Origin of the sequence: Geobacillus sp. E263 (assembly GCF_007197795.1) — a bacterium.
Classification (GTDB): Bacteria; Bacillota; Bacilli; order Bacillales; family Anoxybacillaceae; genus Parageobacillus_B; species Parageobacillus_B toebii.
Window position 1 is genome coordinate 1,491,777 of sequence record NZ_CP041632.1, and the last position, 16,293, is coordinate 1,508,069.

General features: G+C 42.9%; 12 protein-coding genes and 1 pseudogene. 11 read left to right on the forward strand and 2 right to left on the reverse strand.

All coding sequences use genetic code 11. The annotated features are described in order from the left end of the window. Positions 1-51: 51 nt before the first annotated feature. Positions 52-1,446: a peptide MFS transporter gene (locus FNL97_RS07765; RefSeq protein ID WP_143415357.1), complete on the reverse strand. Its 1,395-nt coding sequence runs from the start codon at positions 1,444-1,446 to the stop codon at positions 52-54. 372 nt (positions 1,447-1,818) lie between these two features. Then, positions 1,819-2,553 (reverse strand): annotated as a pseudogene (locus tag FNL97_RS07770) (histidine kinase N-terminal domain-containing protein); the annotation flags it as partial. Between the two features lie 91 nt (positions 2,554-2,644). Between FNL97_RS07770 and FNL97_RS07775 the strand changes: the two are divergent. The 11 genes from FNL97_RS07775 to FNL97_RS07825 all read left to right on the forward strand — a co-directional run bounded on the left by FNL97_RS07775 (position 2,645) and on the right by FNL97_RS07825 (position 16,178). Continuing rightward, positions 2,645-3,652: a YncE family protein gene (locus FNL97_RS07775; RefSeq protein WP_143415359.1), complete on the forward strand. Its 1,008-nt coding sequence runs from the start codon at positions 2,645-2,647 to the stop codon at positions 3,650-3,652. Continuing rightward, positions 3,621-4,298, forward strand: coding sequence for a response regulator transcription factor (locus FNL97_RS07780; RefSeq protein ID WP_205729489.1), 678 nt, complete (start codon positions 3,621-3,623; stop codon positions 4,296-4,298). The genes FNL97_RS07775 and FNL97_RS07780 overlap by 32 nt, the downstream gene beginning before the upstream one ends. After that, complete coding sequence (locus tag FNL97_RS07785) at positions 4,299-5,705, forward strand: sensor histidine kinase (protein WP_143415363.1); 1,407 nt, start codon at positions 4,299-4,301, stop codon at positions 5,703-5,705. A 74-nt stretch (positions 5,706-5,779) separates the two neighbouring features. Beyond that, positions 5,780-6,703, forward strand: coding sequence for a cysteine synthase A (gene cysK, locus FNL97_RS07790; protein ID WP_143415364.1), 924 nt, complete (start codon positions 5,780-5,782; stop codon positions 6,701-6,703). Positions 6,704-6,991: 288 nt separating this feature from the next. Then, a complete protein-coding gene (locus FNL97_RS07795) occupies positions 6,992-7,627 on the forward strand; it encodes a Bax inhibitor-1/YccA family protein (RefSeq protein WP_143415366.1) in 636 nt (211 codons plus the stop codon). Between the two features lie 210 nt (positions 7,628-7,837). Beyond that, positions 7,838-8,620, forward strand: a complete 783-nt coding sequence (locus FNL97_RS07800) for a hydroxypyruvate isomerase family protein (RefSeq protein ID WP_143415368.1) — start codon at positions 7,838-7,840, stop codon at positions 8,618-8,620. Between the two features lie 37 nt (positions 8,621-8,657). Further along, positions 8,658-9,569 carry an NAD(P)-dependent oxidoreductase gene (locus FNL97_RS07805; protein ID WP_143415369.1) on the forward strand — a complete coding sequence of 304 codons (912 nt, stop codon included), beginning with the start codon at positions 8,658-8,660 and terminating at the stop codon, positions 9,567-9,569. A 165-nt stretch (positions 9,570-9,734) separates the two neighbouring features. After that, positions 9,735-11,066, forward strand: coding sequence for an FAD-binding oxidoreductase (locus FNL97_RS07810; RefSeq protein ID WP_143415371.1), 1,332 nt, complete (start codon positions 9,735-9,737; stop codon positions 11,064-11,066). Between the two features lies 1 nt (position 11,067). After that, positions 11,068-12,426: a (Fe-S)-binding protein gene (locus FNL97_RS07815; protein ID WP_143415373.1), complete on the forward strand. Its 1,359-nt coding sequence runs from the start codon at positions 11,068-11,070 to the stop codon at positions 12,424-12,426. After that, complete coding sequence (locus tag FNL97_RS07820) at positions 12,423-13,880, forward strand: FAD-binding oxidoreductase (RefSeq protein WP_081189218.1); 1,458 nt, start codon at positions 12,423-12,425, stop codon at positions 13,878-13,880. Before FNL97_RS07815 ends, FNL97_RS07820 begins: the two co-directional genes overlap by 4 nt. A 114-nt stretch (positions 13,881-13,994) precedes the next feature. Then, positions 13,995-16,178 carry a malate synthase G gene (locus FNL97_RS07825; RefSeq protein WP_143415375.1) on the forward strand — a complete coding sequence of 728 codons (2,184 nt, stop codon included), beginning with the start codon at positions 13,995-13,997 and terminating at the stop codon, positions 16,176-16,178. Positions 16,179-16,293 lie beyond the last annotated feature (115 nt).

The window sequence follows — 16,293 nt, forward strand, 5'->3', positions numbered from 1 at the left end:
AACAGAAAAAAATTATGAAAAAAAGCTGGTCCCAAAAAGGGATCCAGCTTTTTAGTTCATCATTCGCACAAGTTTTTTCGTCAATAATAGCAAAATAAGCCCTAGTCCGATGGTTACACCGCTAATTAAGCTGAAAATTTCTAAATAGCCTAACGACTGCGTAAACGCAGCTAATTGGCCAGCCAACAATTGCGCGACACCAGTTCCCGCTAGCCATACACCCATGAGAAGCGATGCTAATCGAACAGGAGCAAGTTTACTTACCATGGACAATCCAACCGGTGATAAGCAAAGTTCACCGAGCGTGTGAAGGAAGTAAGTGAAAATAATGAACAACAAATTCGCTTTTTCAACAACATGATGTTCGTCGCTTCCTGTTTGTAGTACAGCCGGAATTAATACAGCAAATCCAAGACCAAGCAAAATCATGCCAAGACCCATTTTTGCCGGAATTGGCAAGTCACCACGTTTTGAATTCGAAAGCTTGATCCAGATTTGCGAAACAATTGGTGCCAACACGATAATAAAGAATGGGTTTAGTGATTGGAACCAAGAAGTAGGCATCGTCCAGCCGCCAATCGACTTATCAACGAATTTATCGGTATATAACGTTAACGAGCTTCCAGCTTGTTCAAAACCAGCCCAGAAGAAAATAACAAAGCATGTTAAAATAAAAATCACGGCAACGTTTTGTTTTTCTTGTTTTGTTAAAGGAGCTTTTGTTTTTGGTTCTGTTGCTTTGTTTGTTTTCGCTGGTGCACCGGCAGGTTTTTTACCGATATCTCCTAAATAACGATTTCCAAATATATTGAAAATTAATTGTCCAATAATCATACCGATCGCAGCAGCTAAAAATCCGTATTTAAATCCGTAATGGATGACGCCATTGATGTTCGTTGCGAAATATTTTTCCGCTAAATATCCGCATACAAGTGGCGCAAATAATGCTCCCAAGTTAATTCCCATATAGAAAATGGTGAATGCTGCGTCTTTCCGTTTATCGTTTGGAGCATAAAGTTCCCCGACAAGTGTTGAAATATTTGGTTTAAAGAAGCCATTACCGATAATCAATAAAATTAGGCCGATATATAGTCCTGTTTGGTTATTAATGGCAAACAGTACGATGTTACCGAGCGCCATCGTAATACCGCCAATCGTAATCGCCAATCTTCTGCCTAAAACTCGGTCAGACAAATAACCGCCAACGAGCGGGGTGAAATAAACAGCGCCAGTAAAGAATCCATAAATCGTCATTGCGACGCTTGGTTTTATTCCTAATCCGCCGCTGACAAGTTCTGTTGTTAAATAAAGAACAAGGATCGCTCTCATTCCATAATAGCTAAATCGTTCCCAAAGCTCTGTAAAGAATAATAAATAAAGCCCGGGAGGATGCTTCATTTTTGTGCGCTGACTTTGCAGCGTCTGTGTTTCCGGTAATGCACTCATTATATTTCCTCCTTGCTAATATAATGACTTTGTTAATACAGTGTTAATTTTAATTTACAAAATATTTATATGTCAATAAAATTATATATAAATAGATAATTCCAAATTTTTAACAAGGTTTTCACTGTTATTTTATACAAAAGATCAAATAAAATACTTTTATTAAAATAATTTTTTATTCTATTTTAATAAAATTTAAAAGATTGTATATGTTAATAAAGTTTCATAATCAGATAGATGCAAAGGTTTACTCCTCTTTTTTACTGTAATAATATGGGTAATTTCCATTAAAGGGGGGCACACTATGCGTGTTACATATTCTTAATGGACGGTGAGAAGGAATGCGCAAAACATCTATCATCGTTATCATTTGTTAGTGATTTTAATATAAACGGACTCGTTCTGACGGAAAGCGTCGATATAAATGCAGCGGGGCTTGTCTTTTTCTTTCACCGCTTCAATGGAATTTAACAAAATGTTGATGAATACTTGGCGAAGCTGATCTTTATAGGCAAAGATATGTATCGATTTGTCGATGTCCATGGATACTTCTACGTCACCATCGACAATACTTGCATATAAAAATTCAATAATTTCCTCGAATAGACGCAAAAGCGAAAAGGTTTCTTTTTCGCTTTCTATGATTTCTTTTCTTGATGCATGAAGAAATTGCGAAATGCGGAATTTTAATTGCTGAAGTTCATGATCAATAATACCGAGATATGGTAAATCTGGATGTTCGAATTTTAATAATTGGATAAACCCCATAATGGCAGTAAGTGGATTACGAAATTCGTGTACGAAGCTCGATGACATTTGTCCAAGCAGTGTTAAGCGGTCCTTATGGGATTGGGTGATAAATAAATTTTTCTCCCGCAATTCTGCTTCTTTCAACTCAGCATATTTTGTAACGGCATAAAACAAAAATTGATCAAACAAAAGATTGATTTCGTCGATGAGAGGGCGCAATTCTTCCATTGACAATGTTGACTGAAGTGCATACTTCACGACTAATCTTCGTCCAAGATTTGTATTGTAAACAAACTCACCGATATTCATGTTTGTTTCTGCACGTTCTTTTGCAATTTTGTAAGCAAGATGCTTTATTTGATGAATAAATGTGGACAATTTTTCACAAATTTTTCAACATATTTGTTTATAATCAACTTATCAACAAAAGGACAAATGGAGGGCGGCAATGAGAGCGATATGTGTATTGCTAGCGGTGTTAGGAATGTTTTTCATTCATGGATGTGAACGAGAAACGTTTCCGGCTGTTCCAAAACGCCTCGAAGTGCTAATAAGCGTAAATGTGAACGATGAAAGTGTGACCTTTTTTGATCTTCAAACAGGAAGGAAGGTCGCAGAATGGAACTTGCAGAAACCGATAAAAGGCGCCGTATTGCTTCGGGACGACAGAACGTTGTTATTGTACGGTAATGAACTAGATCGTGTTTATTTATATGATATGAGGACCGGAGAGGCGAAAAGAGAATGGAAAACGGGAAAAGGAATTGTCGGTGCGCTTGTGTCTAATAAAGGGAATACAGTTTTTTTGGCAGACGAACGGCAAAAAGCGCTTCGGGTATTTGATGAAAATGGAAAAGAAAAAGCAAAAATCGAAGTAGGGGATAAACCGCTGACTTTATTACAAAATAAAGCAAGTACAACCATATACGTGATTGATTTTCACAATGCAAAAGCGTATGTCATCGATGTCGGCAAACGGCGCATCATTCGTAAGTTTTCCGTTCCAAAATTTGCGTTTGGCGGCTTGCTTCGCGAGCGACAGCAGGAATTGTGGATCGGCGGGCATGGAAGCGGCAGTACAGTGGAAACAAACATCCGTATTTATTCGATAAAAACGGGAGCGTTAATAAAAGTGATGAAGGCGCCGACAATGCCGGTTGGTTTTGTGGAAACAAACGAAGGAATATTTGCATTAAGTCATGGCTCTAATACGGTACGAAAATGGAATGATTCCGAAAATTTGCAAGCATCTGTAACGGTAGGAGCAAATCCTTTCACCATGATTGCAGCGAACGAACGGTTATATATTGCCAGCTATGATAGCGATGAAATTTATGTCGTTGACCAGCGTACGATGAAGATAATCGCTCGATGGAAAACAGGGAAAGGTCCATTTCAATTACTCATTCGAAAGGGGAATGACGGTGGAAAAGAAAACGGTCTTAATCGTGGATGATGAAGAAGATATGCGATTTTTAGTCGGGATGTATTTGGAAAATGCTAACTTTTCTTATTTAGAGGCGGAGAATGGAGAAAAGGCGTTACAAATTCTTAAAAACAATAAGGTGGATGTGATTTTAATTGATGTAATGATGCCAAAAATGGATGGATTTACGTTATGCGCCCGCATTCGCGAACAATCCGATGTTCCTATTTTATTTTTAACGGCAAGGGGAGATGAATGGGATAAAGTAAAAGGATTGAAGCTTGGCGGTGATGATTATATTGTGAAACCGTTTAGTCCCGGTGAGCTTATTGCCCGCATCGAAGCGATTATGCGCCGTGCATACCATAACAAACAAAAGAACGAAGATCTGTCGTTCGGGCCGCTCGTGATTGATGAAAGAGGGAGAAAAGTAACGGTGGATGGTGAGTCGGTGGTGCTTACGTTAAAAGAATTTGATTTGCTTTTATTTTTGGCTAAACATCACGGACAAGTGTTTAGCCGGGAAGACTTGCTTGCCCAAGTATGGGGATATGATTATACAGGAAATGCAAGAACAGTGGATACACATATTAAAACATTGCGCATGAAATTAAAAAAAGCGAGCAATTTTATTCAAACCGTTTGGGGAATCGGATATAAATTTGAGGTGTCGTGAATGCAGCCAAAGTCGATGACGTTAGGGCAAAAAATTTGGTTAATGATTAGCATTGGAGTTCTTTTGACGGTTTCATTTTCTTATTTTTTGTTAAATTATTTTTATCAAAAATTGTATGTCGATAAAGTAGAGCAGACGTTAATGGAAGAAGGAAAACTGCTAACAGCTGATTATAAGGGCGGTCCGATTACCGATGCGTTCCGCAAACAAGTCGAATGGTATAATGAAAAATCAACGGCGGAAGTACTTTTAGTTAATAATCCTCGCGAATTAAGTGCTTGTTTGCCGTTTGGAGTTGAATATGAATCATTAATTAACGGCGATGATCGATCCAAATTATTGCGCGGTGATACGGTCACGAAAATCGGTTATGAAAAGCGATTTCACCGCAAAATTATGGGGGTGATTGTACCGCTTTTAGATGAGCATCGGTTACAAGGAGCGCTTTATCTTTATATTCCGCTCGCGAGCATTAAAGAATTGACAAAAGATGTCGCTGTCATTTGGCTTCCTCTTGCCACCTTATTTGTGTTTGTCCTTCTTCTTGCCGGAAAGCGAATGGCTCGTCATATCACAGATCCGTTAAAAGAAATGGAAAAAGTAGCATATCATATGTCGCAAGGAGATTATCGGGCGCAAATTCCGGTTCGGGCGAACGACGAAGTTGGCAGGCTTGCCAAAGCGTTTAATGTGATGGCAAAAGCAATTGCTGAAGAAGATATGCGAAAACGCGAATTTTTAGCGAATGTTTCTCACGAATTGCGGACGCCGTTAAGCTATGTGAAAGGATATAGCGAAGCGATATTACAAGGGCTGGTGAAGACAGAAGAAGAGGAAAGAAAATATGTTCAACTCATTCACCGTGAAGCAGACCGGATGGAGCGGCTTGTTCGTGACTTGCTTGATTTGGCGCGATTAGAAGGAAATAATGTACCGCTGCAAAAAACACCGCTTGTATTTGCGCAAGTGATCGAAGATACGGTCGCAAAATACGAACCGTTTTTACAAAAAAAACAAATTACACTTAATATGGAATTAGATCACGATATTATTTTGGAAGGAGATGCCGACCGGCTGGAACAAGTGGTGCAAAACCTTTTAGATAATGCTGTTCGTTATACCCCAGCCGAGGGAAAGATCCATATACGACTGAAAAAAGTTAGCGATGCGAGTTGTCAACTGATCATTCGTGATTCAGGAAAAGGAGTTCCAAAAGAAAAGCTGCCGCTTCTTGGACAACGATTTTACCGCGTTGATCAAGCACGAACAAGAAAAGAAGGCGGTACGGGATTAGGTTTGGCGATTGTCAAACAAATTATTTCCCTTCATAATGGCACGATATCGTTTTTCAGCGAAGAAGGGAAAGGAATGGAAGTGGTAATTCAGCTTCCGATATACACTGAGTAGCCATCATTGAAAGGAAATGAAAAAAGCCCTATAATCATATAAGAATAATTTTTAATAAAGGTTGGGGATTTACGATGAAGCTATACAACTCTATTTTAGACTTAATCGGCAACACGCCGATTGTCAAATTAAACCGAATTCCTGATCCAAATGGCGCGGATGTGTATATGAAACTAGAATCGTTTAACCCCGGGGGAAGCGTAAAAGATCGGGCAGCGTTTGAAATGATTCGGCGCGCGGAGCAAGAAGGAAAGATTGTGCCGGGGAAAAGCACCATTATCGAACCGACTTCAGGCAATACCGGAATCGGTTTGGCGATGGTTTGTGCGGCCCGCGGCTACCGTTGCATTATCACGATGCCGGATAATGCGACGGTAGAGCGGGTAAAAATTTTAAAAGCGTACGGGGCGGAAGTATATTTAACGCCGGCGGAAAAACGGATGCAAGGAGCGATTGATAAAGCGAACCAGCTTGCCGCGCAAATCCCGGACAGCTTCATCCCGATGCAGTTTGAAAATCCGGCGAATCCAGATGCGCATCGCAATAGCACGGCACGGGAAATTTTTGAAGCGTTTGGCGGCAAACTTGATGCATTTGTGTTAACAGCTGGTACTGGCGGAACGGTGACAGGGACAGGAGAAGAACTAAAAAAACAAATTCCTCACTTACGAATTTACGTAGTAGAACCATATGGCTCTCCTGTATTATCTGGAGGAAAGCCAGGGCCGCACAAAATCCCAGGTACAGGTCCGGGTTTTATTCCGAAAATTTTAAACCGCAATATTTATGATGATATTTTCCTAATTAAAGATGAAGATGCACAAATGATGGCACGCCGTCTTGCTGCAGAAGAAGGCATTCTCGTCGGCGCTTCCGCCGCTGCGAGTGCGTATTATGCGGTTGAGGTGGCCAAACAGCTTCCAAAAGGGGCTCGTGTCCTTTGTATAGCACCGGATTCGGGAGAGCGTTATTTATCATCCGATTTATTTGCGGAGTAACAAAAGGCCCGCTTAGGCGGGTCTTTTGTTTTCTCGCTATTTCCAATTCCTGCAAAAAACATAAAACGCGCAATGAACTATCCCAACGGTCCGTAACAGAACTGGTCTATGCGAATCGGTTTGCGTAAAGACTGCCAATCCGTTTGAACGCAAACAGAAAAATCCACCGCGTATACGAATGAACATAGTTTCAAACCTTTTGTATTTTTCGTACAAAAATGCCGTTTTAACTAATGGTTGCTCACGGTCAAATATGATAAACTAAGTAGAAAAAGGGGGAATGTATAATTGAATTATTCAACAACGTATTCATCTAGTCCCATTGCTAAACTGACAACCACATTTTTTTTAGCATTGGCAGTAGCAACAGGGGGTCTTTACATCGGTCAATGGATTCCAATAGGGATGTATTTGCCGCTTACAATACTTGAGATCATTTTATTAATGGTCATGGTGTTTGCCCGCAGCAAAAAAGCGGTCGGCTATCCGCTTATGTACAGCTTTATGCTCGTATCTGGCGCTACGCTGTATCCGCTCATTGGACACTATGTTGCCATTATTGGCGCTGAAGCTGTGCTCAAGGCGTTTGCGCTGGCGGTTATTTCATTTTCCGGTGTGGCGATTTATGCGGTGAAAACGAAAGAAGACTTTTCATTTCTTGGCGGCTTTTTAACATTAGGTGCGTTTGCATTGCTGGGGCTTCTTATTATTCAATGGTTCATTCCATTTTCAAGCGTTGGGCAAATGGGTATTTCTGCATTAGGAATTCTTATTTTTCTCGGTTTTACGATTTATGATATGAATCGCCTCGCCCGTCATGGTTTTACGGAAGCTGACATTCCAATGGTTGTCGTAAACATTTATCTTGATTTTATTAACTTGTTTATTTACATTTTGCGCTTTTTTTCCAGTGATGAAGATTGATCGAGCTTTATACAAAAAGGACTGTTTTCCCTGCATGTCAGGGGAATAGTCCTTTTTCATTATAAAAGCATCCTCAACCCAACGACCGTATGGTTCGTTATCCGAATCTCCAGAAGGTGCTTCAATGGATAAAACGTTTGTTCAAATAAGCAGGAATATAGCACTTCGAGCGAGAATTGTAAGCAATAATTGGAAAGGAGGAAAGAAAGAATGAATCGATTTGCCGTTAACGTATCGACAATTTTTACAGAAGTGCCGTTTCTAGAGCGGTTTCAAAAGGTGAGAGAGTGCGGCTTTTCGTTCGTGGAATGCCAGTTTCCATACCAATATCCTGTCGAACGAATTCGTGATGAGCTTCATCAGCACCAATTGTCTCTCGTATTAATCAATTTGCCTCCAGGCAATTGGGAAAAAGGGGACAGAGGGATCGCGATTTTCCCAGATCGGACGGCCGAGTTTCAGCGTTCCGTGGAAGAAGGAATTCGGTATGCGACCGAGTTGAACGTTCCGTATATCCATTGTATGGCGGGAGTGCTTCCAGCCGATTTAGACAGGCAAAAGGCGAAAGAAACGTACATGCGCCATCTTTATGATGCGGCAAAAGAAATGGCGAACCATTCGTTAACGCTTTTAATTGAACCGATCAATCCGTTTGATATGCCGAATTATTTTTTGACGAATATTCATGAAGCCGTTTCGATGATTAAAGAAATTGGGATGGCAAACATCAAACTTCAATACGATTTTTATCATATGCAGCGAATTCAAGGAAACTTAGCGGCGACATTTGAAACGTATTTTGAATGGATTGCACATGTACAAATTGCTGACGTTCCAGGACGGCACGAGCCGGGAACGGGAGAAATTCGCTATGAATATATTTTTCGGCATTTAGAGAAATGTGGATATAAAGGGACGATCGGTCTTGAATATATTCCATCGGGAAAAAGCGAACAAAGTTTTTATTGGCGTACGTTATACGCTTGTCATTGATTTGGAGTGAAAAACAGAAGGGGGAAGTATCGCCGCAATGGAGACGAAGGAAATGAAGGTTGGATTTATTGGCACAGGCGTGATGGGAGCGAGAATGGTAAAACGGCTGCTTGCTGCAGACTATCTAGTTATTGTATACAATCGTTCGATCGAAAAAACGGAACCGTTAGTAAAGCTGGGTGCAAAAAGAGCCGGCACAATTGCGGAGTTGGCGCAGTGTTCGAATGTCATTTGCACATGTTTATCGATGCCGGATGATGTCATCGATGTTTATTTGCAAAAAGGCGGTGTGATCGAAAGCGCGTGGCCGGGTACGATTTGCCTTGATTTTACGACAGTAGGACCGGATACGAGTAGAATGGTCGCAAACGAAGCGGAAGGGAAGGGGATATATTTTCTGGATGCCCCGGTAAGCGGCGGGCCAGAAGGAGCGGAACAAGGTACATTAACGATTATGGTCGGTGGAGTGAAATCTGCTTGGGAGCGAGTATTACCGCTTCTTAACGTGCTTGGCGAAATGGTGGAATATTTAGGTCCGAGCGGTTCGGGAAGCGTGGCAAAACTAATCAATCAATATCTTGTTGCGGTGCATTCTGTTGCCGCTTCAGAGGCGATGGTCGCTGGGACAGCGCTTGGACTAGATGCCGAGCAGCTTTACCGAATTTTGAAAGCGAGCTACGGAGACAGCCGCATGCTTCGCAGGCATATGGAGCAATATGTTTTACCGCGCAAGTTCGAACCAGGCGGAGCGATAAAATATGTACATAAAGATGCCCGTTTAGCTAATCAGTTAATGGGCGCAATTGGGATAAAGCGATTTTTAGGCCAAATTGCGGAAGAGGCGTTTGCTAGTGCGATGGAACAAGGATTATCCGATTTGGATATGTCCGCAGTCATCCAGCCGCTAGAAAAGCGGTGCAATGTGACAGTGAAAAAGAACGAAATGTAAACAGAATTATTCATCAATTTGAAAAATTTATTGAAAAATATGAAAATGGATGGTTTAATAATAATAAAATTATTGTACAGAGGTTCAGCTTCAGAAATTCATATATTTTTTTACAAGTTTAAAGAAACAGCGTTTCTTATTACAAAACAACAGGAGGTGCAAAGCGTGCTGCCATTAGAATGGAAAGACGATCTAACAGCGTTTCTATCGGAAAAACAAGTACAGACGGGGGAATATCAGCCACATCCGCTCGGCAACAGCGGCAATGTGACTGTATATCCACAATCAGAAGAGGAAATTTCATCCATTTTACGTTATGCAAACAGCCATGGAAAAAAAGTTTGTATTGTTGGCGGAGGAACAAAGCGAGGGTTTGGCGGACAAGTTGAATGTGTGGATATTTTGCTTTCTTTGGCAAACTATAGCGGCATTGTCGAGCATGCCGCTGCGGATATGACAGTGACGGTCAAATCAGGGACGGTGTTTCAAAAACTGCAAGATTACTTGGCAGAATACCGCCAAAAAGTTGCGATTGACCCTGTGTGGCCGCAATATGCGACGATCGGCGGCGTCATTGCGGCGAACGACAGCGGTCCAAAGCGGCTCGGTTACGGTTCCGCGCGCGATAGTGTCATTGGTTTGCGCACGGTGTATCCGGATGGAACGGTGATTCGTTCCGGAGGGAAAGTCGTTAAAAATGTGGCGGGTTATGATATGAACAAGCTGTTTATCGGTGCGATGGGAACGCTTGGTGTGATATCGGAAATAACGCTAAAACTTCGCCCGCTTCCGAAATATGAAAGCCTCGTATTGCTATCATTTCCATCAGGGAATTTAGAAGAAGTCCGTTCATTTGCGATTCAATTTCTTGATTCAATGATGGAACCAGTCTGTTTCGAGTTATTGAGTCCGTCGTTGTCGGAACGGCTCATCGGCCAGCGTGCTTATACGTTGGCGATGGCGTTTGAAGATGTCAAAAGAGCCGTTCATTACCAGGAGGAATTTGTAAAGCGTCTGCAGCCTCCTAATACAGCGATCCGTATTCTTCCACAAGAAGAAGCAAAATCGTTTTGGCAAACGTTTTATACGATCGGTCCGAATGGGGCGATGCCGTATGAGTCAGTCGGAAACGAAATCGAAGCAGCGGTGAAAATCGGTGTCGTGAATTTAGATGTTATTCATATCATTCGTGAAAGCGACTTACTGCAAGAGATCTGTCATGTTCATATAGAGGCGCACGGCGGGCTAGGACATGGACTATGTCAAGTGTATATGAAAGGAGAAAGCGAGTCGATCATTGCAGCGATCGAACGGCTGCGGATGGCGGCGACAGGCTTGGGCGGATATGCGATTGTGAAGCATTTGCCGTTTTCACTGCGAAAGCGCGTTGATGTGTGGGGAGAAAAGCCATCGTATTTTTTCCTGCTCGATGGAATTAAACGAAAAATCGATCCAAATCGAATATTGAACAATCAACGGTTTGTCGGAGGGATATAAGATGAGTTTGCGAGAAAGTGAGATAAAAAGCGGACCGGCATGTACGACTGTTAGTCTTGGAAACTATCGTTTTAGTGATCCTCCTGATCCTAGCAAATGGGCTGACTGCGTTCATTGCGGCATGTGCTTAGAATCGTGCCCGACATACGAACAAACAGGTCAAGAACAACATTCGCCGCGCGGACGCGTGCATTTGATGAAATCGGTAGCAGAAGGGAAGTTAGAGATTACAGAAGATTTGATTGATCCCATTTTTATGTGCCTAGATTGTCGGGCTTGCACAACTGCGTGCCCTGCCGATGTCGATGTCGGCGGATTGATTGAAGAAGTACGCGGACAAATCCGGCAAGCGATTCCGCTGACAGGATGGAAAGCGTTTGTCAACAATTTCTTCTTAAAAGGTGTATTTCCGCATCCATCCCGTCTTCATCTGCTCGGGAGTTTGTTAAAGCTATATCAAAAAAGCGGACTGCAGACGATCGCACGCAAGACGAAACTGCTTCACATCATGCCGAAGCATCTAGTGGAGATGGAAGCGATTTTGCCGGAAGCAGGCGTGCCGGTCCGAAAAAAATATAAACATATGAATGTCATTAAAGCAAAAGGAGAAACGAAACATACGGTCGCGCTTTTAACAGGATGCGTCATGGATGTAATGTTCAGCGATATTAACGAGGCGACGATTCGCGTGTTGACACGAAACGGAAACGATGTCGTCATTCCGCAAAATCAAACGTGCTGCGGGGCGCTTCATGTGCATGCAGGGGACCGCGAGATGGGCCGGAAGCTTGCCAAACAAAATATTGAAGCATTTCAGCATGCAGACCGCGTGATCGTGAACGCGGCAGGGTGTGGCTCTATGTTAAAGGAATATCCAGAGTTGTTCCGCAACGATCCAGAGTGGCGGGAAAAAGCGGAAGATTTTTCCCGTAAAGTCGAAGATATTTCGAAATATTTGCATGATACGGGGTATGAAAAGCCGAAAGCGGAATTAAACATGCGCGTTACGTACCATGACGCTTGCCATTTGGCGCACGGCCAAGGAATTCGTCAAGAACCGCGCACGATTTTATCGAGCATTCCGGGAGTGGAAATGGTTTCGATGCCAAACGCCGACCGCTGCTGCGGAAGCGCGGGAATTTATAATCTTACCCATCCGGATATGGCAAGCGCCGTATTGGAAAGCAAAATGGAAAACGTTCCGGAAGATGTGGAACTTATTACAATGGGGAATCCTGGATGCATGTTGCAAATGGCGATGGGAGTTTTGAAATACGGCCGAAATCAAAAAGTCGTTCATACCGTACAGCTCCTAGACTGGGCATATCAAAAAGAAGACGGAAAGGAGGTACGTGTATGAGAAAAAAGGGAATACAAACAAATGATCCGCATATTCAAGCGTTAGCTCGCATTGTCGGCGGTGAAAAATCGATTTTGTACAAAAAAGAAGATTTGATTGCCTATGACTGCGACGGATTTACCGTTCACCGCCATTTGCCGAAAGCGGTTGTGTTCCCGAAAAATACGGAAGAAGTCGCTGCCATTGTGAAATATTGTCATGAGCATGATTTGCCGTTTCTTGCCCGTGGGGCAGGGACGGGATTAAGCGGTGGCGCGATTCCGTTAAACGGGGAAGTGATCATTAGCTTAGTCCGGATGAAACGGCTCATTAGCGTCGATTTAGAAAACCGCCGCGCGGTTGTCGAGCCTGGATTTGTTAACTTAAAATTAACCAACTCCATTTCCGACAGAGGATACTATTATGCTCCAGATCCATCGAGTCAATATTGCTGCACGATTGGCGGAAATGTTGCCGAAAACGCCGGCGGTGCGCATTGTCTAAAATATGGCGTCACGACCAACCACATTTTAGGGCTCGAAGTCGTACTTCCGAACGGAGAAATTATCGAAATCGGCGAAAACGGCATTCCTGATCCGCCGGGATATGACTTATTAGGATTGTTGACCGGTTCGGAAGGGACGTTAGGGATTGTCACAAAAATAACGGTACGCATTTTAAAGAATCCGGAAGCGAAACAGACGGTGCTCGCTTATTTTGACCGCGTGGAGGATGCAAGTCAAGCCGTTTCCGACATCATCGCTGCGGGAATGGTTCCGGCAGCGCTGGAGATGATGGATCAAACGGCGATCGAAGGAGTGGAGGCGGCTGCTTTTCCAGTGGGGCATCCGAAAGATATTGAGGCGCTTCTTTTGATTGAAGTCGACGGCATTTCTGCAGGAATTCCCGAACAAATCGAAGAGATTTTGCGTATTTGCCGAAACCGAAATGTCCGGGAAGTAAAAGTGGCGCAAACAGAAGAAGAGCGGGCGCGCTGGTGGGCGAACCGGAAAACGGGATTTGGCGCGATGGGCGCGATTTCTCCAGATTATTTAGTGCAAGATGGAGTCATCCCGCGCAGCAAGCTGCCAGAAGTGTTAAAAAACATTCAAGAAATCAGCAAAAAGTATGGGTTGCGCATCGCGAATATCTTCCATGCCGGCGATGGAAATCTTCATCCGCTCGTTTTGTTTGATGCAAGCAAACCAGGAGAAACAGAAAAAGCGCTTGCTGCGGGAAGTGAATGCTTGCAAGCATGCGCAGCCGTCGGCGGATCAATTACAGGAGAACATGGGGTTGGCATTGAAAAGAAAGAAGAGATGCGCTTTATTTTTAGCGATGAAGAAATTCTCGCGCAAACCGACATTCGCGACGTGTTTAATCCAAAAAACTTATTAAACGCAGGAAAGCTGTTCCCGACACCGGGGCGGTGCGTTGAGGTAAAAAAGGAGAAAAAACAAAAACAATTGTTATAAAATGAGTGAAAATTGTTGAAATATATTTTGCTCCATGCTATGATTTTTTTAAATAATTTTAGAACATCGTTTCGTAATAAGAAACGAATAAGTTTGATATGGAGGAGAGGGAAAATGGGGGAATACGTAAAAGTAGGAAATCTTCAAGTGGCAAAACTATTTTATGAGTTTATGAACGATGAGGTACTTCCGGGAAGTGAAGTGAACAAAGAAAAGTTTTGGAAAGACTTTGAAACGCTTATTGTTGATTTAACGCCGAAAAACAAAGCGCTTCTTGCGCGGCGCGATGAGCTTCAAGCAAAAATCAATGAATGGCATAAAGAGCATCGCGGCAATTTTGATATGGAAAAATATAAAGCATTTTTAACAGATATCGGTTATTTAGAGCCAGAAGTGGATGATTTCGAGATTACGACAGAAGGAGTAGACGAGGAAATTGCCGTTCAAGCGGGTCCGCAATTAGTCGTTCCGCTTACGAACGCGCGTTACGCGTTAAATGCGGCAAACGCCCGCTGGGGAAGCCTTTACGATGCCTTATATGGAACGGACGCAATCAGTGAAGAAGATGGCGCGGAACGCGGCGATTCCTACAATCCGGTCCGCGGGGCAAAAGTGATTGCCTATGCGCGCGAGTTTCTCGATCAAGCAGTACCATTGAAAGAATATTCTCATAAAGATGTCGTACAATATACGATAGTGGATGGAAAACTAGCGGCGTCCGTTGAAGGCGGGATCACAACAACGCTAAAAGAGGAAGAAAAATTTGTTGGCTTCCAAGGAAATCCGGAAAATCCGACAGCAATCTTGTTAAAAAATAACGGTCTTCACATTGAAATTCAAATCGACCGCAACCATCCTGTCGGGAAAACGGATAAAGCAGGGGTAAAAGATATTTATTTAGAAGCGGCCGTTACGACCATTATGGATGGTGAAGACTCGGTAGCAGCGGTAGATGCAGAAGATAAAGTGCTCGTATACCGCAATTTGCTCGGCCTTGTCAAAGGGGATTTGACGTCTACGTTTACGAAAGACGGAAAAACGATTACACGTGCGCTTAACCCGGACCGCGTTTATCGAACAGCAGATGGCAAAGAAATTACGCTGCCAGGCCGTTCGCTTATGTTCGTCCGCAACGTTGGCCATTTAATGACGAACAACACGATTTTGGACGCAAACGGCGAAGAAGTATATGAAGGAATTATGGATGCGGTCGTGACAAGTTTAATTATGAAACATTCTCTTCTTGGCAACACCCGTTACTTAAATTCTCGCAAAGGCTCGTTCTATATCGTAAAACCGAAAATGCACGGTTCAGAAGAAGTCGCGTTCGCAAATGAGTTATTTGACCGCGTTGAAGATATGCTTGGATTGAAACGCAACACGATTAAAATCGGTGTCATGGACGAAGAACGCCGCACGACATTGAACTTGAAAAACTGCATTTATCAAGTTAGAGATCGCATCATCTTTATTAACACAGGCTTTTTAGATCGGACAGGGGATGAAATCCATACGTCAATGGAAGCCGGTCCGATGATTCGCAAAAATGACATGAAAACATCGGTATGGCTGCAAGCTTATGAAAAATCGAATGTAACGATCGGCTTAGCTGCTGGATTCCAAGGGCGCGCCCAAATTGGAAAAGGAATGTGGGCAATGCCGGATATGATGGCGGAAATGCTGAAGCAAAAAGGCGGACAGCTAAAAGCAGGCGCGAATACGGCATGGGTGCCTTCGCCGACAGCCGCGACGCTTCATGCGCTGCATTATCATCAAGTTAATGTGGCAGAAGTACAAAATGAATTGCGAAAAGAACGGAAAGATTACCGTGATGAAATTTTACAAATCCCAGTCGCTGTAAATCCACAATGGACGCCGGAAGAAATCCAGGAAGAGCTGGATAACAACTGCCAAGGCATACTCGGATATGTCGTCCGCTGGATCGATCAAGGAATCGGATGCTCGAAGGTGCCGGATATTAATAATATCGGATTAATGGAAGACCGCGCGACATTGCGAATTTCTAGCCAGCATATTGCAAACTGGCTCCATCACGGCATTTGCACGAAAGAACAAGTATTAGAAACGTTAAAACGTATGGCGAAAGTCGTTGACGAACAAAACGCTGGCGATCCGAACTATCGTCCAATGGCTCCGGACTATGACAACTCGGTCGCATTCCAAGCAGCATGCGATTTAATATTTAAAGGTTATGAACAGCCTAACGGTTATACGGAGCCGATTTTGCATCGCCGTCGTTTAGAAGCAAAAGCAAAATATGCAGCCGTTCAACAATAAAAAATAGGCTGAACAAGGGCATTCCCGTCTAAATGGATGCCCTTGTTCACAAATATCATCAAATTATTCTAAATATTCAAAAAATAAATAAGGAGGTGTGAATCCTAGTTACTAC

Coding starts and splice junctions, on each gene's coding strand:
- FNL97_RS07765 (WP_143415357.1), bottom strand. CDS start 1,446: ATGAGTGCATTACCGGAAACACAGACGCTGCAAAGTCAGCGCACAAAA.
- FNL97_RS07775 (WP_143415359.1), top strand. CDS start 2,645: ATGAGAGCGATATGTGTATTGCTAGCGGTGTTAGGAATGTTTTTCATT.
- FNL97_RS07785 (WP_143415363.1), top strand. CDS start 4,299: ATGCAGCCAAAGTCGATGACGTTAGGGCAAAAAATTTGGTTAATGATT.
- cysK (WP_143415364.1), top strand. CDS start 5,780: ATGAAGCTATACAACTCTATTTTAGACTTAATCGGCAACACGCCGATT.
- FNL97_RS07800 (WP_143415368.1), top strand. CDS start 7,838: ATGAATCGATTTGCCGTTAACGTATCGACAATTTTTACAGAAGTGCCG.
- FNL97_RS07805 (WP_143415369.1), top strand. CDS start 8,658: ATGGAGACGAAGGAAATGAAGGTTGGATTTATTGGCACAGGCGTGATG.
- FNL97_RS07815 (WP_143415373.1), top strand. CDS start 11,068: ATGAGTTTGCGAGAAAGTGAGATAAAAAGCGGACCGGCATGTACGACT.
- FNL97_RS07820 (WP_081189218.1), top strand. CDS start 12,423: ATGAGAAAAAAGGGAATACAAACAAATGATCCGCATATTCAAGCGTTA.
- FNL97_RS07825 (WP_143415375.1), top strand. CDS start 13,995: ATGGGGGAATACGTAAAAGTAGGAAATCTTCAAGTGGCAAAACTATTT.